At 33.2% G+C, this 18,995-nt stretch carries 23 protein-coding genes; 13 read left to right on the top strand and 10 right to left on the bottom strand.

What is annotated here, in order from left to right; genetic code table 11:
* The first annotated feature begins 230 nt into the window (after positions 1-230).
* Both RT99_RS17135 and RT99_RS17140 read left to right on the top strand, forming a co-directional pair.
* Positions 231-941: a phosphatidylcholine/phosphatidylserine synthase gene (locus RT99_RS17135; RefSeq protein ID WP_042565947.1), complete on the top strand. Its 711-nt coding sequence runs from the start codon at positions 231-233 to the stop codon at positions 939-941.
* A 9-nt stretch (positions 942-950) separates the two neighbouring features.
* Positions 951-1,808: a glycoside hydrolase family 25 protein gene (locus tag RT99_RS17140; protein ID WP_042565948.1), complete on the top strand. Its 858-nt coding sequence runs from the start codon at positions 951-953 to the stop codon at positions 1,806-1,808.
* Between the two features lie 45 nt (positions 1,809-1,853).
* Here the strand turns inward: RT99_RS17140 and RT99_RS17145 are convergent, their stop codons facing one another.
* From RT99_RS17145 to RT99_RS17165, 5 genes are all read right to left on the bottom strand, one after another.
* Positions 1,854-2,075: a DUF5808 domain-containing protein gene (locus RT99_RS17145; protein WP_042565949.1), complete on the bottom strand. Its 222-nt coding sequence runs from the start codon at positions 2,073-2,075 to the stop codon at positions 1,854-1,856.
* Positions 2,076-2,154: 79 nt separating this feature from the next.
* On the bottom strand, positions 2,155-2,895 hold the full coding sequence (gene lptB, locus RT99_RS17150) for an LPS export ABC transporter ATP-binding protein (protein WP_029272155.1): 741 nt from the start codon (positions 2,893-2,895) through the stop codon (positions 2,155-2,157).
* A gap of 197 nt (positions 2,896-3,092) precedes the next feature.
* A complete protein-coding gene (locus RT99_RS17155; protein WP_007803834.1) occupies positions 3,093-3,446 on the bottom strand; it encodes a carboxymuconolactone decarboxylase family protein in 354 nt (117 codons plus the stop codon).
* Entirely contained in the window at positions 3,439-4,254 is an 816-nt protein-coding gene (gene tatC / locus RT99_RS17160) for a twin-arginine translocase subunit TatC (protein WP_042565950.1), read from the bottom strand. The genes RT99_RS17155 and tatC overlap by 8 nt, the downstream gene beginning before the upstream one ends.
* Positions 4,254-5,219, bottom strand: a complete 966-nt coding sequence (locus tag RT99_RS17165; protein WP_042565951.1) for an SIS domain-containing protein — start codon at positions 5,217-5,219, stop codon at positions 4,254-4,256. The genes tatC and RT99_RS17165 overlap by 1 nt, the downstream gene beginning before the upstream one ends.
* 87 nt (positions 5,220-5,306) lie before the next feature.
* Between RT99_RS17165 and recQ the strand changes: the two genes are divergently transcribed.
* On the top strand, positions 5,307-7,502 hold the full coding sequence (gene recQ / locus RT99_RS17170) for a DNA helicase RecQ (protein ID WP_042565952.1): 2,196 nt from the start codon (positions 5,307-5,309) through the stop codon (positions 7,500-7,502).
* A gap of 138 nt (positions 7,503-7,640) precedes the next feature.
* Here recQ and RT99_RS17175 read toward each other — a convergent pair whose 3' ends face one another.
* Positions 7,641-7,880 (bottom strand): hypothetical protein, encoded by a 240-nt coding sequence (locus RT99_RS17175; protein WP_042565953.1) that lies wholly within the window; start codon positions 7,878-7,880, stop codon positions 7,641-7,643.
* A 120-nt stretch (positions 7,881-8,000) separates the two neighbouring features.
* Here RT99_RS17175 and RT99_RS17180 point away from each other — a divergent pair, with 120 nt between their 5' ends.
* From RT99_RS17180 to RT99_RS17195, 4 genes are read left to right on the top strand one after another with little or no spacing between them, the layout of a single operon-like run.
* A complete protein-coding gene (locus RT99_RS17180) occupies positions 8,001-8,252 on the top strand; it encodes a hypothetical protein (protein ID WP_042565954.1) in 252 nt (83 codons plus the stop codon).
* Positions 8,249-8,515: a type II toxin-antitoxin system RelE/ParE family toxin gene (locus RT99_RS17185; protein WP_042565955.1), complete on the top strand. Its 267-nt coding sequence runs from the start codon at positions 8,249-8,251 to the stop codon at positions 8,513-8,515. Before RT99_RS17180 ends, RT99_RS17185 begins: the two co-directional genes overlap by 4 nt.
* A 20-nt stretch (positions 8,516-8,535) precedes the next feature.
* Positions 8,536-10,095: an NAD(P)/FAD-dependent oxidoreductase gene (locus RT99_RS17190; RefSeq protein WP_042565956.1), complete on the top strand. Its 1,560-nt coding sequence runs from the start codon at positions 8,536-8,538 to the stop codon at positions 10,093-10,095.
* Between the two features lie 9 nt (positions 10,096-10,104).
* On the top strand, positions 10,105-11,196 hold the full coding sequence (locus RT99_RS17195) for a hypothetical protein (RefSeq protein ID WP_042565957.1): 1,092 nt from the start codon (positions 10,105-10,107) through the stop codon (positions 11,194-11,196).
* Positions 11,197-11,292: 96 nt separating this feature from the next.
* Here RT99_RS17195 and RT99_RS17200 read toward each other — a convergent pair whose 3' ends face one another.
* Positions 11,293-12,252: a quinone oxidoreductase gene (locus RT99_RS17200; RefSeq protein ID WP_042565958.1), complete on the bottom strand. Its 960-nt coding sequence runs from the start codon at positions 12,250-12,252 to the stop codon at positions 11,293-11,295.
* A 261-nt stretch (positions 12,253-12,513) separates the two neighbouring features.
* Positions 12,514-13,920 carry an aminopeptidase P N-terminal domain-containing protein gene (locus RT99_RS17205; RefSeq protein WP_042566055.1) on the bottom strand — a complete coding sequence of 469 codons (1,407 nt, stop codon included), beginning with the start codon at positions 13,918-13,920 and terminating at the stop codon, positions 12,514-12,516.
* A gap of 263 nt (positions 13,921-14,183) precedes the next feature.
* Here RT99_RS17205 and RT99_RS17210 point away from each other — a divergent pair, with 263 nt between their 5' ends.
* Positions 14,184-14,618, top strand: a complete 435-nt coding sequence (locus RT99_RS17210; protein WP_042566056.1) for an META domain-containing protein — start codon at positions 14,184-14,186, stop codon at positions 14,616-14,618.
* A 62-nt stretch (positions 14,619-14,680) separates the two neighbouring features.
* Here RT99_RS17210 and msrA read toward each other — a convergent pair whose 3' ends face one another.
* Together msrA and msrB are read right to left on the bottom strand one after the other, a co-directional pair.
* Complete coding sequence (gene msrA, locus RT99_RS17215) at positions 14,681-15,295, bottom strand: peptide-methionine (S)-S-oxide reductase MsrA (protein WP_042565959.1); 615 nt, start codon at positions 15,293-15,295, stop codon at positions 14,681-14,683.
* Between the two features lie 8 nt (positions 15,296-15,303).
* Positions 15,304-15,864 (bottom strand): peptide-methionine (R)-S-oxide reductase MsrB, encoded by a 561-nt coding sequence (msrB, locus tag RT99_RS17220; RefSeq protein WP_042565960.1) that lies wholly within the window; start codon positions 15,862-15,864, stop codon positions 15,304-15,306.
* A gap of 295 nt (positions 15,865-16,159) precedes the next feature.
* Between msrB and idi the strand changes: the two genes are divergently transcribed.
* The 5 genes from idi to RT99_RS17245 are packed head-to-tail and all read left to right on the top strand — an operon-like array spanning position 16,160 to position 18,928.
* A complete protein-coding gene (gene idi, locus RT99_RS17225) occupies positions 16,160-16,687 on the top strand; it encodes an isopentenyl-diphosphate Delta-isomerase (protein WP_042565961.1) in 528 nt (175 codons plus the stop codon).
* Between the two features lie 19 nt (positions 16,688-16,706).
* A complete protein-coding gene (locus RT99_RS17230; protein ID WP_042565962.1) occupies positions 16,707-17,117 on the top strand; it encodes a 6-carboxytetrahydropterin synthase in 411 nt (136 codons plus the stop codon).
* Positions 17,118-17,120: 3 nt separating this feature from the next.
* Positions 17,121-17,579: a peroxiredoxin gene (locus RT99_RS17235; RefSeq protein WP_042565963.1), complete on the top strand. Its 459-nt coding sequence runs from the start codon at positions 17,121-17,123 to the stop codon at positions 17,577-17,579.
* A 56-nt stretch (positions 17,580-17,635) separates the two neighbouring features.
* The gene (locus RT99_RS17240; RefSeq protein ID WP_042565964.1) at positions 17,636-18,604 is read left to right on the top strand and encodes a type I phosphomannose isomerase catalytic subunit; all 969 of its coding nucleotides are present in this window, start codon (positions 17,636-17,638) and stop codon (positions 18,602-18,604) included.
* A gap of 57 nt (positions 18,605-18,661) precedes the next feature.
* Positions 18,662-18,928 carry a hypothetical protein gene (locus RT99_RS17245; RefSeq protein ID WP_026982865.1) on the top strand — a complete coding sequence of 89 codons (267 nt, stop codon included), beginning with the start codon at positions 18,662-18,664 and terminating at the stop codon, positions 18,926-18,928.
* The last annotated feature ends 67 nt before the right edge of the window (positions 18,929-18,995 follow it).

The raw sequence follows: 18,995 nt of genomic DNA on the forward strand, positions 1-18,995 counted from the left end.
GTTTTAATTTTCATCAAAAATATAATATTTTACTCATCTAATTTCTTCCTTTTAATAAATATTGCAAAACGGATAGTCTGAAATAAAAAACTCTTGCAAATTAATTTAAATGAAATTGCAATCAAGTAAATTGTTCGTTTTAATTTAATTTAAATTTTTTACACTAATGATGTAAATTTTGTCACATATTATGCGAAATTTGCGCTAACCATAATCAAATTTTATAAAACATGAATATCAAAAAACACATTCCAAACCTAATTACATTAATTAATCTATTTTGTGGTTGCATCGCAGTTGTTTTCATTTCAGAAGCTAATTACGAAATGGCTTTTTACATGGTTTGTTTAGGAATCTTTTTTGATTTTTTTGATGGCTTTTTTGCCAGATTATTTAAAGTTTCAAGTCCGCTTGGATTACAGTTAGATTCTTTGGCAGATATGGTAACCAGCGGAGTCGCTCCGGGTTATGTAATGTACAGTTTGTTTACAAACAGCGCACATGAATTAGGAACAAATCCCGCGATTCCTTTTTTAGGATTTATTGTGACTTTGGGATCTTGCTATCGATTGGCCAATTTCAATATAGATACCCGTCAAACCGATTCGTTTATAGGTTTACCAACTCCTGCAAATGCACTTTTTATTTTAAGCCTGCCTTTGGTTTTAAAATTTTCAGATTCATTGTTGATGTTAGAGATTTTAACGAACCAATGGGTTTTACTGGTAATTACTTTATGCAGTGCTTATATTTTAAATGCAGAAATTCCGTTGTTTGCATTAAAAGTTAAAAAGTTCAATCTGAAAGATAATGCACTTCAAATAGTGTTTTTATTAGTTTCTTTAGCTTTGGTAGTATTGCTTCAATATATCGCAATTCCGTTAATCATCATTTTTTATGTGCTGTTATCGGTTGTGAATAATATGTTTTTGAAAAAGTAGTTTATTTGAATGGCAAGAAAAACCACTACACGAAGAAATTCTTATTCTAAAGCAAAACCTAAAAGATCTGTTTTTGGCAGTGCCATTCGCTTTATTTTTTATTCTTGCTTAGTGCTGATTTTTTTAGGTACGATTTATCATTATCGTGCAGGATTAGCTTTTTATCTTGGTTTTAAATCAGGGAAAGTTTTAGAAGAAGATGAGGTAGACAAACACCTTTCTGATGTTAGAAATATTCAGGTTTTAGAAAATCACAAAGGAAAAGTGATTGGTATTGACGTATCTGAATTTCAGGGAAAAGTGGATTGGGAAGAAGTTGAAATTTTAGAAGAAAAATATCCTGTGAGTTTTGTTTTTATTCGCGCAACTGCCGGAAACGATAGGGTAGACAGGCAATTTACCCAAAATTGGGAAGGAGCCAAAGAAAATAAAATCATGCGTGGCGCTTATCATTATTATCGTCCAAACGAAAATTCTATAGAACAAGCGAACCTTTTTATTAAAACGGTAAAATTGCAAAAAGGTGATTTACCACCCGTTTTAGATATCGAAAAACTACCAAAAAATCAATCTTTGGATAGTTTGAAAAAAGGCTTAAAACGCTGGCTGACTAAAGTAGAAGCACATTATCAGGTTCGTCCCATAATTTATACAGGCGAACGTTATTACAGTGATTTTTTAAAAGAAGAATTCGGCGAATATTTATTTTGGATAGCAAACTATAATTTCTACAGAGAAAAAATTGAAGACGATTGGCTTTTTTGGCAATTTACAGAGAAAGCATCTTTGCCAGGAATAAACCATCGTGTTGATGTGAATATCTACAATGGCGATTTAGAGCAATTGCAGTTTATAACAGTTGAGTAGAATCCAGTTTTCAGTTTTAATATTTAAATCTGGAAGTTTTGAATCTTATTTTGATAAAAGAGCAATCGGAATTAAAGATAAAAGCGCTATCAAAATTAAAACAGAGTAAGGATTAGCAAAATTTACCGTGTAACCCATCCATTGAATTCTTTTTGGGGGAAGTAATCGTTTATCCTTCGGATTATAATAAAAGCATCCCAAATACCAATTATTTGAGTCTTTGTGCCAATTGTCGTAGTCTTCCTGAGTTGGTTCTTCTGACTTCATGTAGAATTAATATAAGATGTAAAAGAAAAATGGTAAAAAGTCTTGATATTTAACTTTTTACCATTCACATATAACTTTATTAAAATTCAAGTTTCTTTTTACGAAGTTCGAAATTTTGTCCAAGATAAACACGGCGAACCATTTCATCTTCTACTAACTCTTCCGGAACTCCGGCTTTCAAAATTCCACCTTCAAACATTAAGTAGGTTTTATCGGTAATAGCTAAGGTTTCCTGAACGTTGTGATCGGTAATTAAAATCCCGATATTTTTATTTTTCAACTGAGCTACAATTCTCTGAATATCTTCAACCGCAACAGGGTCAACTCCGGCGAAAGGCTCATCCAATAAAATAAATTTTGGATCTGTTGCCAGGGCGCGCGCAATTTCAGTACGACGACGTTCTCCTCCCGAAAGTAAATCACCTCGGTTGGTGCGAATATGTTCTAAGCTGAATTCTTCAATCAAGCTTTCCATTTTGGCAATTTGTTCTTCTTTAGAAAGTTTAGTCAATTGCAAAACACTCAGAATGTTGTCTTCAATACTTAATTTTCTAAAAACAGAAGCTTCCTGTGCCAGATAACCAATTCCTTGCTGAGCACGTTTGTACATCGGATAATCAGTAATATTTAAATCATCAAGGTAAATATTTCCCTGATTTGGTTTTACCAATCCCACAATCATATAAAAAGAAGTTGTTTTTCCGGCACCATTCGGACCCAAAAGCCCAACGATTTCTCCCTGATTTACTTCAACAGAAATCCCTTTTACAACACTTCGCCCTTTATAGGTTTTGATTAAATTATCGGCTCTTAGCTTCATTATTTTAATTATATAATTAGATAATTTGAAAATGAGATAATTGAAAAACTAACTCACATTCAATTTTAAAATTTATTAGAAGAAACAAATTAAAAGTAAAATAATCAATCAGATAAATGAATTAACAAAATATTGCGCTTTCACAATCAGATAATTACAATTTAAGCAATTATCTAATTATCTAATTGACCCATTTTCTAATTTGCAGCTTCTTCTTCCAAAGCTTCCCAAAATTCGTAAGCTCTTCTTAAATGTGGAATTACAATTGTTCCTCCAACCAAAGTTGCGATTCCCATAGCTTCCATCATTTCTTCTTTTGTAACGCCTTCTTTATGACTTGTTTCCAAGTGATATTTTACACAATCATCACAACGTAAAACTGCCGATGCAACCAATCCTAAAAGCTCTTTTGTTTTTACATCAAGAGCGCCCGGGGCGTATGCGTTAGTGTCAAGGTTAAATATTCGCTTTACAATTTTGTTATTGTCAGCTAATAATTTTTCGTTCATTTTAGAACGATAGTCGTTAAATTCTTGTATGATATCAGACATTTTCTTTTAATTTATTTTTATAAACAACTCTTGAAATCAGGATACTCACTTCGTAAATAATCAACATTGGAATTGCTACAATTGTTTGACTTACAACATCGGGTGGTGTTACGATTGCCGCAATAATTAAAATAAGTATTACCGCATATTTCCAATATTTTCTTAAAAAAACAGGAGTTACAAGTCCTAATTTAGTTAGGAAATAAATGATGATAGGCAATTCAAAAAACAATCCGCTGGCAAGAATACTTGTTTTTACCATTCCCATGTAAGATTCAAGGGTAAATTGATTTTTTACAACATCACTAATGGAAAAAGTAGCAACGAAATTTACCGACATCGGAATTACGATATAATACCCGAACAATACTCCTAAGAAAAAAAGTAATGAAGAAGTGAAAATGAATACTTTAGCATTTTTTCTTTCTTTCTCATAAAGGGCAGGGCTAATAAATTTCCAAAGTTCCCATAAAATATAAGGAAAACTCAAGATGAAACCTGCCAAAAGACACATCCATACAAAAATGTTTACCTGGCCTTCCATTTCCGTATTTTGAATAATGAAATTTAGCTCGGTAATACAAATGCTATCAGCAAAACCTAATTGATGAGATAGATCACAAAACCAGACGTAAGTAAAAAAGGTGGGTCTGATTGGACCTAAAATAATTTGGTCAAACAAATAATCACTTATAAAATAAGTAACAAATGCCATAATACATATTGCAATTGTACTTCTTACTAATAACCATCTTAGTTCTTCAAGATGGTCTAAAAATGACATCTCGCCAAGGTTCTTTTTTGCCATTATACGATTCCTTCTTTTAAAATGTCATGTAAATGTAGTACTCCTTTGTACTCACCATTATCTGCAACGATTAACTGTGTTATTGAAAAATCTTCCAAAATATTTAAGGCGTCAACAGCCATAGTTTCAGATGATACTAATTTAGGGTTTTTTGACATAATATCCTTTGCAGTTAAGTCAGCTATAGTATCTACGTCATTTAGCATTCTTCGGATGTCTCCGTCAGTGATAATTCCAATTATTTTATCGTCTTCGATTACTGCTGTAACACCTAATCTTTTTTCAGAGATCTCAAAAATAACTTTTTTAACTGAGGTATCTGGCGTAACCATTGGTTTTAACGAGTGTTCGATCATATCTTTTACGCGAAGCAATAATTTTTTTCCTAAAGCTCCGCCCGGATGATAAACTGCAAAATCTTCAGGTTTAAAATCGCGCATTTCCATTAAACAAACCGCAAGAGCATCACCCATAACAAGTTGTGCAGTTGTGCTGTTTGTTGGTGCCAAGTTTATCGGACATGCTTCCATGTCTACTGTTGTGTTTAAAACATAATCAGAACCTTTGGCCAATGCTGAAGTTATATTTCCTGTAATAGCAATTAAGATATTCCCAAAACGTTTCAATAACGGAACCAAAACTTTTATTTCAGGGCTGTTTCCGCTTTTTGAAATGCAAATAATAATGTCTTCTTTCTGAATCATTCCCAAATCGCCATGAATGGCTTCTGAGGCATGAAGGAACATAGAAGGTGTTCCGGTTGAGTTAAAAGTAGCAACCATTTTTTGTGCGATAATTGCGCTTTTTCCGATACCAGTAACGATCAATCTGCCTTTGGTTTCGTAAATGCGTTGGGTTGCTTCGAAGAAATTTTCGTCAAGAAAATCAATTAGCTTTGTAATTGCTTCACTTTCAGAGAGTATTGTTTTTTTGGCGATTGCCAATATATTTTCTTTTGTGATCAAAACAGAATATTTAAAATTTGTATGTATAAAAGAAAGTTGTATCTTTATGTGTTGCAAATTTATACAAAATATCCATTAATATAAAGAATGAATTCAAACGAAATTGAAATACACAAGGAATTAAAGAAGTATTTCGGCTTTAGCCAATTTAAAGGCTTGCAGGAGCAAGTCATTACGAGTATCTTAGGTAAAAAGAATACTTTTGTAATTATGCCAACTGGCGGTGGAAAGTCTCTTTGTTATCAATTACCCGCTTTAATTCAGGATGGAACAGCTATTGTTGTTTCTCCTTTAATTGCTTTGATGAAAAATCAGGTTGATGCCATCAGAAGCCTTTCTTCAGAAAACGGAATAGCGCATGTTTTAAATTCCTCTCTTACCAAAACAGAAATTGCACAAGTTAAAAAAGATATTACATCTGGTTTGACAAAGCTTTTATATGTCGCGCCCGAGTCTTTAACAAAAGAAGAATATGTGGCTTTTTTACAAAGCGTGCCTATTTCATTTGTTGCTATTGATGAAGCACACTGTATTTCAGAATGGGGTCATGATTTTAGGCCGGAGTACAGAAACCTGAAAAATATTATTAAACAATTGGGACAGGTTCCTATTATAGGACTTACCGCAACTGCAACCCCAAAAGTTCAGGAAGATATTCTAAAAAACCTGGATATGTCTGATGCAAGTACTTTTAAAGCATCGTTTAACAGACCAAATTTATACTACGAAGTTCGTACAAAAACTAAAAATATAGAATCGGATATTATTCGATTTATCAAACAACACAAAGGAAAATCAGGAATTATCTATTGTCTTAGCCGTAAAAAGGTAGAGTCAATTGCCGAAGTTTTACAGGTTAACGGAATTAGTGCCGTACCTTATCACGCAGGTTTAGATGCCAAAACCCGAGCGAAACATCAGGATATGTTTTTGATGGAAGATGTAGATGTTGTAGTGGCAACAATCGCTTTCGGAATGGGAATTGATAAACCAGACGTTCGTTTTGTAATTCATCATGATATTCCAAAATCACTCGAAAGTTATTATCAGGAAACTGGTCGTGCCGGTCGTGATGGAGGAGAAGGACATTGTTTGGCTTATTACTCTTATAAGGATGTAGAAAAGCTGGAGAAATTTATGTCAGGAAAGCCGGTTGCAGAACAGGAAATTGGATTTGCTCTCTTGCAGGAAGTTGTGGCTTACGCCGAAACCTCAATGTCACGCCGAAAATTCTTATTGCATTATTTTGGTGAAGAATTTGACAGCGAAACAGGCGAAGGTGCAGACATGGATGACAATGTTCGTAATCCGAAAAATAAAATCGAAGCTAAAGAACAGGTTGTTAAATTGCTGGAAATTGTTCGCGATACGAAACACATTTACAAATCAAAAGAAATCGTCTTTACTTTAATAGGTCGTATAAATGCCGTAATTAAAGCACATAAAACAGATACACAGCCGTTTTTTGGTTCAGGTTCAGATCATGACGAAAAATACTGGATGGCTTTACTTCGACAAGTTTTAGTTACTGGTTATTTATCAAAAGATATTGAAACGTACGGAATCATAAAAATTACTCAGGAAGGATTAGATTATATTAAAAACCCGGTCTCATTCATGATGTCTGAAGATCACGAATATAACGAATCTGAAGATGAAGCAATCGTAACAGCATCAAAATCATCAGGAACCGCTGATGAAGTTTTAATGGGAATGTTGCGTGAACTACGCAAAAAGGTTGCTAAAAAATTAGGAGTTCCTCCGTTTGTTGTTTTTCAGGATCCTTCTCTTGAAGACATGGCTTTAAAATACCCAATTAGTTTAACAGAATTGTACAATATTCATGGTGTTGGTGAAGGAAAAGCCAAAAAATATGGTGGCGATTTCGTAACGCTTATTAATCGTTATGTTGAAGATAATGATATTATTCGCCCAGACGATTTAGTTGTAAAATCTACAGGAGTAAATTCTGCCAATAAATTATATATTATTCAAAACATTGACAGGAAATTATCTTTAAATGATATTGCTTCTGCCAAAGGACTTACGATGGATGCTTTGATTAAAGAGATGGAGCAGATCGTTTATGCCGGTACTAAATTAAATATTAAATATTGGGTCGACGATTTACTTGATGACGATCAGCAGGAAGAAATTCACGATTATTTCATGGAATCAGAATCAGACAAAATCGAAGACGCTCTTAAAGAATTCGATGGCGATTATGATATTGATGAATTAAGATTGATGCGAATTAAGTTTATTAGTGAGGTTGCGAATTAAAAATAAATTCCAATTTTTTAAAACCCAAATTCCAAAACAAAAACAAATAGTAAAATATAAATTCCAAATTCCAATTTCTAGCGATAGTTTGGAATTTGGAATTTTTTTTATTGAAATTTACTTCAAGTTTATTGGAATTTATCCTTCAAAGACTTCCCCACGATGTGGTTTCAAAGCATCTCTTACCTGAATCATATTTTCATCGGTGACAACCATAAAAGCAATTGCCTGCATGTCGTTTATAATTTTAAAACCCGTAATATTTAACGGAAGTTTTTCTATGGCGATATATTCTTTCAAATGAATTTCGTGATGTTCAGCAGTTTTTGCCGAAGCCGGACCACGAAAATCCCAAATTAGTTTTATTTTTCTAGACATTTTTTTTAAAGGTGCAAAGGTTCAGAGTTGCAAAGGTACAAAGTTTGTCTCAAGATATTCATCGTATTTTAAATTGTATATATCGTATATATGATATATTTTTGCTTAAAATTATTTCAAATGAGAAAGTTAATAGATATCGACGAAAAAACGTTAACTAAATTAAAGGTGATTTCAATTTTTGAAAAGACAAGCGTTAAAGGATTAATTGAAAATGCAGTGCAAATGTATGTGAAAAACATGCAATCAAATCAATTTAATAATTTGTCGGAGGAAGAAAAAGAAGATCTTGGTTTAATGATGTTAATGCAGGAAGTCGACAGAAACGATAAAGTTAGCGAAGAGGAAATCTTCAAAATATTAGGTAAATGAAAGTTGAATATTTAAAACAATTTTCTAAAGATTTACTAAAAATTAATGATGAGACTTTAAAGAATAATTTATTTGAGATTATTGTTTTGCTAAAAGAAACTGAAAATTTAAATCTTCTATCTAATGTCAAAAAACTGAAAGGTCATACGGAAGCTTACAGAATTAGGATTGGAAAATATAGATTGGGATTTTTTTTCGATGGTGAAGTGGTAGAACTTGCCCGATTTGCAAAACGCGAAGATATTTATAAATTATTTCCATAAGATTTCAGAACACATACAACATGCCAAAAGAACTTCTATTACAAGTTTCTCCCGATATTGCAGCAAACGAATCGCTGCTTAAAGACTATTTGTCTAAACAAATAAAAGTTTCTCCACAGGAAATTCAGCATATTATCATTTTAAAACGTTCAATTGATGCGCGCCAAAAAGCAATAAAAATCAATTTGAAAGTTACTATATATTTAAAAGGCGAACCTTTTCAGGAAACCAAAATTGAGCTACCTATATATAATGACGTTTCATCGGCACAGGAAGTGATTGTTGTTGGCGCTGGCCCGGCAGGACTTTTTGCAGCTTTGCAATTAATTGAATTAGGTTTAAAGCCAATTGTAATCGAACGCGGAAAAGACGTTCGCGGACGCCGTCGTGACTTAAAAGCAATCAACGTAGATCATTTGGTAAACGAAGATTCGAATTACTGTTTTGGTGAAGGCGGGGCAGGAACCTATTCTGACGGAAAATTATATACGCGTTCTAAAAAACGTGGCGATGTTACCAGAATTTTAGAGCTTTTAGTAGCTTTTGGAGCTTCTGAAGATATTTTGGTAGAAGCCCATCCACACATCGGAACAAATAAATTGCCAAAAATCATTGAAGACATTCGAAACAAGATAATCGAATTTGGAGGTCAGGTTTTGTTTGATACCAGAGTAACTGATATTTTAGTAAAAAATAATGAAGTTGAAGGAATCGTAACTCAAAATGGAGATACTATTCTTGCTAATAAATTAATCTTAGCAACAGGGCATTCGGCGCGTGATATTTTTGAATTATTAGATAAAAAGAAAATATTCATCGAAGCAAAACCTTTTGCTTTGGGAGTTCGTGCAGAGCATTCACAGGAATTAATCGACAGTATCCAATACAGCTGCGATTATCGCGGGGAACATTTGCCTCCGGCACCATATTCGATTGTAAAACAAGTTAACGGGCGCGGAATGTATTCTTTCTGTATGTGTCCGGGTGGTGTAATAGCACCTTGTGCGACAAGTCCGGGCGAAGTAGTTACAAACGGTTGGTCACCCTCAAAAAGAGATCAGGCAACCGCAAATTCAGGAATTGTAATTGAATTAAAATTGGAAGATTTTAAACCTTTTGCAAAATTTGGCGCTTTGGCCGGAATGGAATTCCAAAAAAGTATCGAGCAAAAAGCTTGGCATTTAGCCGGAGAAACTCAAAAAGTTCCGGCACAGCGAATGGTTGATTTTACACAAAATAAAGTTTCAGCAGATATCCCAAAAACATCTTATGTTCCCGGAACTACTTCGGTTGAAATGGGACAGGTTTTTCCCGGATTTTTATCTCAGATTTTACGCGAAGGTTTTAAAGAATTTGGAAAATCAATGAGAGGTTATTTAACCAACGAAGCTATTTTGCACGCTCCGGAGAGCAGAACTTCATCGCCGGTTAGAATTCCCAGAGACCCTTTAACGTATGAGCATTTGCAAATAAAAGGTTTATATCCTTGCGGAGAAGGCGCAGGTTATGCAGGCGGAATTATATCTGCTGCTATCGATGGCGAAAAATGCGCTTTAATGATTGCCGAAACACTAAAATAATATAAGCCTATGAAAAATTTCTTTTCTAATTTGTTTGGTAGAAACAATGATCCAAAATCAATTGTTTCTTTTGATGTTATGGATGCACTTTATTCGCATTTATACTATGTCGAAAGTCAATTTGAGTTTGAAATGAAAAATGTACACAACGCAGTTTCTGTCAATTTGTTTACTTTTCCAACCTCCTTTGATGGTTATGAAGAAACTCAAAAAGAACTTGAAAAAAATGGGTTTAAGAACTCGTATGAAGTTTTAAATGAGCTTTACAAAAAAATAAATATCGATCCAATTACTCCAGATAAGATTGAGCAGGAATTAGAATTTGATTATTTGCATATTCAGTTTTATACCAAACCACCGGAGCGTATCAAAAAAGAAATGAAATATATTTTTCATAATTTTTACATCTTTTTTTGCTGTACAAATAGTTTGGAAACTAATGATTTCAGGATTATGTACAAGTTTGGTCATTTTTTTGATTATATAAAAGGGATTCTGGAAGCTGAATTTATTGATATAAATACACCTAAAAACGACATTCAAGAAATAGGTTTTAATGAGTTTAAGACAATTTTACAGGGAATTTGCCAATATGTAAATATTGAAATTCCGGAAGGTGTAGAACTTCCTTCTCAAGAAAATTTATTAGTTGATGAAGAGGTTACGGCAGAAACTTTTGAAGAATTTATTAATCTTGTTTCAAGAGGAAATGCAGAAGACAAACTGGTTAAAAAACAATCGAAAAAGCTTTTAAAGAATTTTAAAAAAGGACCGGATAATTATCACGAATCGATTGAAGCACACTGGGGGCTTTTTGATAGTGTAGATTGCTGGAACAGCGATTGGAAATTTGATCCGGAAGATGCTGAGTATTTCATTTCAGAAATGATTGGCCAGGATCTTAATTTTGATTATCCGGAAGAAACCTATAGTCATAATTTGTTTCCGTACATTCAATCAGCATTAGAGAAATTAGATTTGGAACTAATGACTTATGATACACATGGCGATAATTATTTGTTTTTTGTGGCAAATAAAAGTGATGTAGGCAGAATTTTAGCATTGTCTGAGTTGACGAAAATTGAGGTTAATCAGTTGTAGAATAAGGCTTAAAAAAAAATAATCGCCACGAATTCACGAATTATTTCAAAACTAATTCGTGAATTTGTGGCGAAAAACTTTATATAAATCTTTAATTTACGGAATCAAAATTATTTTTCCTGTACTTTTTCTGCTTTCAAGATAATCATGCGCCAATTTTCCTTCTGATAATTTGAAAGATGTTGGTGTTGAAAGGGTTATTTTTCCTTCTATAATCCATTGAAATAATTGATTGGCTCTTTTGATTCTTTCTTCTTTTGAATTTAGATAGCTCCATAAATCACCTCCGGTCAAAGTTTTAGAACCATCCATTAACATTCTCGGATCTACAGGTGCCGGATCACCGCCCGCCATTCCGAAGAAAACAACTTGCCCGCATTCTTTTGTGATCTCAAAACTGTCCATTAATGTGCTTCCGATACTATCGTAAACGACATCAACGCCATTTGGGATTATTTTGAAAACATCTGCTTTCCAATCGTTATTATATAGAAAAACATGATCTGCACCTTGTTCAAAAGCAACCTTTGCTTTGTCTGAAGATGAGGTTAAACCAATAACATTGGCGCCTAACAATTTGCTTATTTGAGTTAAAATCTGACCAACTCCACCCGCAACGGCGTGAATTAAAATCGTTTCGCCTTTTGCTGTTTTATGACTGTCGGTTGCTAAATAATGTGCTGTCAAACCTTGTAGTAAAATAGAAGCTGCAGTTTCAAACGAAATGGCTTCAGGCAACGGCAAAACATGATTGGTATTTACGGCAACCAATTCTGCATTTGCAAACGGAACATCGGCGAAAGCCACACGATCGCCAACTTTATATTCCGGATGATTGTTTGCGTTAACGACAATTCCGGCACCTTCGTAACCGGCGATAAAAGGTGGATTTCCTTTTAAATGATAATTTCCTTTTCGTCTGTAAACATCGGCAAAATTTAATCCGATGGCTTTCATTTCGACTAAAATTTCATCGCTTTTTAATTCCGGGCCTGAAATTTCTATATATTCTAAAACATCCGAATCTCCGAAAGTAGAGAAGGTAAGTGCTTTCATTTTTTTATATTTTTAGAAATACAAAGTACGTGAAAAATCAGCTGTAGATATAAAAGCTTGTCTTAAAAGTGAATAAAAAACCTCGCTTCAGATGAAACGAGGTTTTAGTTTTATAGCCACAGATTATAAGATTAAAATGATTTTTTCGCCACGAATTTCACTAATGAGCACGAATTAATTAGTGTAGATTCGTGAAATTCGTGGCAAACTGCCCCAGATTTTAAAATCATTTTAATCTTATAATCTGTGGCAAAAATAAAATTATATTTTAGGGAATTTCATTTCATTGAAAGTGCTTTTTTGAGCTGCCAATTTTTCAATTTCATCCCATTTTCTTGGAGATTCAGCTGATAGATTTTCATATGAATCTTTTTTGATGAGAATATCATCTTCGATACGGACACCAATATTCCACCATTTTTTATCGCATTTACTGTTTGCCGGAATATAAATTCCAGGTTCAACAGTAAGGATCATGTTTTCTTTTAAGCTGCCCATATAATTTCCTTTGTCGTGAACATCTAAACCAAGAAAATGTGAACAGCCATGCGGATAGTAGATTTTTACATCTGCAGGATCAGTAATGATTCCCAGTTTAATTAATCCGGCAGCAATAACTTCTTTCGATTTTTTATTTAAATCCTGAATTGGTGTTCCTTCTTTACAGATTTTAAAAACCTCTTCCTGCGCGTCGTAAACCAATTGATAAATGGCTTTTTGCTCTTCGGTAAATTTTCCGTTTGCCGGAATTGTTCTTGTAACGTCGGCAGAATAACCGTGATACTCAGAACCAACATCCATTAACAACAATTGATTGTCGATTTTTGTGGCGTTATTTTCTCCGTAATGTAAAATACATCCGTTTGCTCCGGCGCCTATAATTGGCGGATAACCTTCGCCTTCAGCACCATAGTGTTTGTGAATGTATGCATGAATTCCGTCAGCTTCGTTTTCGCTCATATCGGGACCAACAGCTTTCATAACTTCGTTGTGGGCAACGCAGGAAAGTTTTACGGTTTTACGCATTAAAACCATTTCTTCCGGCGTTTTTATTTCTCTAAGTGAGTTTGTTATTGTTCTGAAAAGTTCTAATGAAACTTCGTTTTCACTTGTAATTCCTGCTTTAGTTTTAAAAGTGTCTAACAATCCGGCAAGATCAAAACCGCTTTTGTCCCTCCCGATATCCGTTGGAATTTTATCATAAATAATTTTATCAAATTTTTTAAAATCAATAGCGAAATCCTTAAAATCTTTACCGTTATAAACTGTTAAAAAGCCTAATTTAGATTTTGCTCCATCGGTTCCTAGACGTCTTCCTGTCCACATTTCGCGATTGGCATTTTTTTCTCTCACAAAAAGAACTTCGTTGTATTTTTCGCCACTTCCCTGATTTTCTTTAAAAAGCAATAAAACACCATCTGGTTCCTTATAAGCTGTTAGATAAAACAAATCAGGATTTTGATGATAATTGTAATTAACGTCTTTTGAAAAAACTCTTTCGGGATATGAAAAAATAACCGCTACAGAATTTGCAGGCATTAGAGCTCTAAAAGCCTCTCTTCTGCCTTTATGAAATTCTTTGGAAAGATAATCGGTTGGTAAATTTTCCTGAGATTGTACTTGATTGATTGCAATTAAGAAGGCAAAAAGTAAGAGCAGTCGCTTCATTTTTTTGATTTTTTTGATGATGAATTTGTTTTTTATGTGATGCAAATTACAAAAAAAATACAATTACGTAATGGAATTTAAATCTTGTATTAATATTGTTTTTAAGAAAAATATGTAACTTAGAGATGAAAATATGTCAACTTAATGGTTAAAGTTTTTCTATTTAGAACTTAAAATTGGGCATGAATATTGAGAAATGAATGTTAGAGGCTAATTTTAATCTTCAAAAAAAAACAAAATATTTAATTCAAAAAAAACAAATTATGAAAAAACATACCATCGCAATCGTTTCGATTTTAACCTTATTAATTACTTCATGTATGGCATCAAAAGAAAACAAAAGCGCTGCCAGTATTTATGATACAACCTGGGAATTAGAATATATTTCAGGACCAAGAATTGCTTTTGAAGGATTGTATCCGAATAAAAAACCACAAATTACTTTTGATCAGAAAGAAAAAAATGTTTTTGGTAATAACGGGTGTAATGGCTACAGCGCGCCATTTACTCTAAATGGAAATTCTCTGACTTTTGGAGAGCCGGGACCAACTACAATGATGTTTTGTGATGGTGGAGGAGAAGCACAATTTTTGCAGCAGATGAAAAAAATTACAAGTTATTCTATTGATAAGGATGGAAAACTAAATCTAATTCAAGGCGATGTGCCGATGATGAGATTTAAAAAAGCAGCGAAATAATTTAAATTCAAAAATTGACTTAAAAAGAATAGCGAAATGAATTAATTCATTTCGCTATTCTTTTATGCTTTACTCTTTTTTAATTTGTCTTTAAAGACTTTTTCGAATTTTTCTATTTTCGGCTGAATCACCATTTTGCAATACGGCTGATTTTTATTGTTTGCATAATAATTTTGATGATAATCTTCGGCTTTATAAAACTTTGTAAAAGGTTCTACTTTTGTCACAATTGGACTATCGTAAACTTTTGCTTTATTCAGCTCGGCAATAATACTTTGAGCGGCTTTTTTTTGCTCTTCGTTTTTATAAAAAATCACAGATCGATATTGTGTTCCAACATCGGCTCCTTGTCTGTTTAAAGTTGTAGGATCGTGAACGGTAAAGAAAACCTTGAAAATTTCGTTGAGGTCCGTTACACTTTTGTCATACGTAATTTGTACTACTTCGGCGTGACCAGTTGTTCCTGTGCAAACTTCTTCATAAGTTGGGTTAGCTACTTTTCCTCCAGAAAATCCCGAAACTACAGATTTTACCCCGTTTAAATTTTCGTAAACGGCTTCTACACACCAATAACAGCCACCGCCAACGGTAATGGTTTCAAGATTTGAAGCTTTTTTTGTTTGTGCAAATCCGCTAAGGGATAATGCAAAAAGGCAAATTAAAATTGTATTTTTCATTTTAAGTATTATTTATTTTGAGAATCAGGAATAAAATCAAGAGCGATTGAGTTCATGCAATAACGTTTTCCGGTTGGTGCAGGACCATCATCAAATAAATGACCTAAATGTCCTCCGCAACGTCCGCAAAGTGCTTCGATTCTTTCCATTCCGAGTGAATTATCATTTTTATATACGACACTTTTTTTGTTGTCTTGTTCAAAAAAGCTCGGCCATCCGCAGCTGCTTGAAAATTTGGCTCCCGATCTAAAAAGTTTGTTTCCGCAAGAAGCGCAGTAATAAGTTCCTTTTTCATCGGTATTCCAGTATTTTCCTGTAAAAGGTCTTTCTGTATCTGCTTGGCGCATAACGGCATAAACATCTTCCGGAAGTACTTTTTTCCATTCGGCATCACTTACGTTTAGTTTTGTGGTATCTGTATTTGAATAATAAGGATTTCCGGGTTTATCGATTTTATTTTCCATAACAACAGTTTTTGTATTTTGTTTTTTTGATGATTGCCCGCATGCCTGAAAAATAAATAGCGGAAGCAAAAAGCAAAGACTGAAAAATTGAGTTCTTGTTTTCATGTTTTATGAGGCTTTTAATTGTAAATCAAAGATACGACGAGAGTTGGCTTCGAAATGTCGGCTAATTTACAATTGAGTTTTTTTTAAGTATGTTTTAACTTTTTTTTATTTACGTAAAAGCAATCGGTTTAGTTTTTTAGACTTATTTTTAAGGTGTTTTAAAATTAAAATAGATTTATAAAGTTTTGAATATGAAATGCTTGTAAAGAATAGTAGCTCGTTAAACTTTTCACAATCTTTTTTAGGATTTTCAAGCCATTTCTTTTTTCGTATTTTTGTTTGTACAAAACGCGATATGATAGAAGAAAACGTAATATTAGTCAATCAAAACGATGAACAAATTGGCTTAATGCCAAAATTAGAAGCGCATGAAAAAGCACTTTTACACCGTGCATTTTCGGTTTTTATTTTAAATAGTAAAAATGAAATCATGTTGCAGCAGCGTGCGCATCAAAAATACCATTCTCCTTTACTCTGGACGAATACATGTTGCAGTCATCAACGTGAAGGCGAAACAAATATAGAAGCCGGAAGCAGAAGATTGTTTGAGGAAATGGGTTTTAAAGCAGAATTGAAAGAACTTTTTCATTTTATTTATAAAGCACCTTTTGATAATGGTTTGACTGAACACGAACTTGATCATGTTATGATAGGCTATTATAATGACGATCCTGCCATCAATTTAGAGGAAGTCGAAGATTGGAAATGGATGAAAATTGAAGATATTAAAGCAGATATTGAACAAAAGCCTGAAATTTACACTGTATGGTTTAAAATAATTTTTGATGAATTTTATCATTATTTAGAAGACCATAAAATTTAATTATACCAACCAAACCTAAATGAGAGTAACCATATCAAGAAAAGCACATTTTAATGCTGCACATCGATTGCACAGAAAAGATTGGACATTTGAAAAAAACGATGCTGTTTTTGGAAAATGCAATAATGCCAATTTTCATGGTCATAATTATGGTTTAACAGTAAGTGTTACAGGAAAAATTGACCCGGAAACTGGTTTTGTTTTAGATGTGAAAGTATTAGCGGATATTATACTAGAAGAGGTAGAAATTCCGTTTGATCACAAGAACCTGAATCTGGATGTTCCGGAATTTCAGGATTTGAATCCAACAGCAGAAAATATAGCGGTTGTGATATGGAATAAAATTAGAAAAAGAATTCAGCCTGATTTTGACTTAGAAATCGTTTTGAATGAAACGGACCGCAATTTTGTAACTTATAAAGGAGAATAATAAATGTCATTAAAAATAGGAGATATAGTTCCGAATTTTACTGCAAAAGATAGTCATGGTGAACTTTTTGAAAGCCGAAATGTTTTAGGAAGAAAGCCACTTGTGATTTATTTTTACCCAAAAGATAATACGCCGGGTTGTACTACTGAGGCTTGCAGCTTTAGAGATCAATACGAAGATTTTAAAGATTTAGGTGCCGAAGTAATCGGGATAAGCAGTGATAGTGTAAAATCACATCACAAATTTGCCAAAAAACATGAATTGCCATTCATTTTGTTGTCTGATCAGGATAAAAGATTAAGACAGCTTTTTGGAGTAAAGAATAATTTATTTGGTTTGTTGCCGGGAAGAGTTACTTATATTATTGACAGAAATGGGGTTGTAATTTATATTTTTGATAATATGAATGCAGCAAAACACATTCCGAAAGCATTAGAGACCATTAAAGAATTAGTATTATAAATTACAATTAGAACACAACAATAATTAATTAAAATATTTGCCAAAAAAGAAAACTTATGGAACCAAAAATGTACCCTTTACAATTTGAACCAATTTTAAAAGAAAGAATCTGGGGAGGAGAAAAACTAAAAACTATTCTTAACAAACCAATTACTTCTAAAATAACTGGCGAAAGCTGGGAATTATCAACTGTAGAAGGAGACGTGAGTGTTGTGGCGAATGGTGAGTTGAAAGGGAAATCGTTAATGGAACTTATTGACGAATCACCAAATGAAATTCTGGGAACAGAAGTTTACAAACGTTTTGGAAAACAATTTCCGTTGCTTTTTAAATATTTAGATGCAAGAGAAGATCTTTCGATACAAGTTCATCCAAACGATAAATTGGCAAAAGAGCGTCATAATTCTTTTGGTAAAACAGAAATGTGGTATGTAACGCAAGCTGATGCCGATGCAAGAATTATTGTTGGTTTTAAAGAAAATTCCAGTAAAGAGGAATATTTAAAACACTTAAATGATAAAACGTTAGTTTCTATTTTAGATACTGTAAAAGCAAAGCCGGGAGATGTTTTCTTTTTAGAAACAGGGACCGTTCACGCGATTGGTGCAGGTTTGGTTGTAGCCGAAATTCAGCAAACATCTGATATTACGTATCGTTTGTACGATTTTGACCGTAAAGATGCACAGGGAAACACAAGAGAACTTCACGTAGATTTGGCGCTTGATGCTATTAATTATGATAAAGTAGATACACAGAAAAAATACGAGACAAAAACAAATACATCAAATGTTGTAGTTGATTGTCCTTATTTCACCACCAATTTTCTTCCTTTAGAAAATAAATTGGAAGTTTCTAAATCAGGAGCAAGTTTTACTGTTTATATGTGTATTGAAGGAAGTTTTGAAATTGAATACAATGGTTTTAAACAAACTTATATAAAAGGAGACACTATTTTGGTTCCTGCTGAGATTAATGCATTTATTTTGAATGGAAATGCTTCAATTTTAGAAATTTACATTTCATAGCACGTAATAAAAAGATTATATGTACTTTTGCAGTCGCAAATTAAAATTAAAATAAAAATGGCAAACGTTAAGAATTTAAAGAAAGACATCAATTTCGTATTAGGAGATATTATTGAGGCAATTTATTTATTTGAAATGTCTACAACAGGAAATCCTACTCCGGAAACGAATGCTTTGATCGACCAGGCAATCGCTGCTTTTGATACTTTGATCACAAAAGTGAATGCAAAGAACGTTGAAAACAAAAAAGCACACTTCAAACAAATAAATGTTGAATTGGAAGAAACTGCTAATCAATTGATTGCTAAAATCAACGAATTGTAAGCAAAAAAAAGTATAAAAAGTTTGATTTTTTATTTGGAAAAACGAAAAACAGGCTTATCTTTGCACC

This window comes from Flavobacterium sp. MEB061 (assembly GCF_000834715.1).
GTDB lineage: Bacteria > Bacteroidota > Bacteroidia > Flavobacteriales > Flavobacteriaceae > Flavobacterium > Flavobacterium pectinovorum.

Bases quoted from the DNA above. Each gene is read 5' to 3' on its own strand.
- RT99_RS17135 (WP_042565947.1), top strand. From the start codon at position 231: ATGAATATCAAAAAACACATTCCAAACCTAATTACATTAATTAATCTA.
- RT99_RS17140 (WP_042565948.1), top strand. From the start codon at position 951: ATGGCAAGAAAAACCACTACACGAAGAAATTCTTATTCTAAAGCAAAA.
- RT99_RS17145 (WP_042565949.1), bottom strand. From the start codon at position 2,075: ATGAAGTCAGAAGAACCAACTCAGGAAGACTACGACAATTGGCACAAA.
- lptB (WP_029272155.1), bottom strand. From the start codon at position 2,895: ATGAAGCTAAGAGCCGATAATTTAATCAAAACCTATAAAGGGCGAAGT.
- RT99_RS17155 (WP_007803834.1), bottom strand. From the start codon at position 3,446: ATGTCTGATATCATACAAGAATTTAACGACTATCGTTCTAAAATGAAC.
- tatC (WP_042565950.1), bottom strand. From the start codon at position 4,254: ATGGCAAAAAAGAACCTTGGCGAGATGTCATTTTTAGACCATCTTGAA.
- recQ (WP_042565952.1), top strand. From the start codon at position 5,307: ATGAATTCAAACGAAATTGAAATACACAAGGAATTAAAGAAGTATTTC.
- RT99_RS17175 (WP_042565953.1), bottom strand. From the start codon at position 7,880: ATGTCTAGAAAAATAAAACTAATTTGGGATTTTCGTGGTCCGGCTTCG.
- RT99_RS17180 (WP_042565954.1), top strand. From the start codon at position 8,001: ATGAGAAAGTTAATAGATATCGACGAAAAAACGTTAACTAAATTAAAG.
- RT99_RS17185 (WP_042565955.1), top strand. From the start codon at position 8,249: ATGAAAGTTGAATATTTAAAACAATTTTCTAAAGATTTACTAAAAATT.
- RT99_RS17190 (WP_042565956.1), top strand. From the start codon at position 8,536: ATGCCAAAAGAACTTCTATTACAAGTTTCTCCCGATATTGCAGCAAAC.
- RT99_RS17195 (WP_042565957.1), top strand. From the start codon at position 10,105: ATGAAAAATTTCTTTTCTAATTTGTTTGGTAGAAACAATGATCCAAAA.
- RT99_RS17200 (WP_042565958.1), bottom strand. From the start codon at position 12,252: ATGAAAGCACTTACCTTCTCTACTTTCGGAGATTCGGATGTTTTAGAA.
- RT99_RS17205 (WP_042566055.1), bottom strand. From the start codon at position 13,920: ATGAAGCGACTGCTCTTACTTTTTGCCTTCTTAATTGCAATCAATCAA.
- RT99_RS17210 (WP_042566056.1), top strand. From the start codon at position 14,184: ATGAAAAAACATACCATCGCAATCGTTTCGATTTTAACCTTATTAATT.
- msrA (WP_042565959.1), bottom strand. From the start codon at position 15,295: ATGAAAAATACAATTTTAATTTGCCTTTTTGCATTATCCCTTAGCGGA.
- msrB (WP_042565960.1), bottom strand. From the start codon at position 15,864: ATGAAAACAAGAACTCAATTTTTCAGTCTTTGCTTTTTGCTTCCGCTA.
- idi (WP_042565961.1), top strand. From the start codon at position 16,160: ATGATAGAAGAAAACGTAATATTAGTCAATCAAAACGATGAACAAATT.
- RT99_RS17230 (WP_042565962.1), top strand. From the start codon at position 16,707: ATGAGAGTAACCATATCAAGAAAAGCACATTTTAATGCTGCACATCGA.
- RT99_RS17235 (WP_042565963.1), top strand. From the start codon at position 17,121: ATGTCATTAAAAATAGGAGATATAGTTCCGAATTTTACTGCAAAAGAT.
- RT99_RS17240 (WP_042565964.1), top strand. From the start codon at position 17,636: ATGGAACCAAAAATGTACCCTTTACAATTTGAACCAATTTTAAAAGAA.
- RT99_RS17245 (WP_026982865.1), top strand. From the start codon at position 18,662: ATGGCAAACGTTAAGAATTTAAAGAAAGACATCAATTTCGTATTAGGA.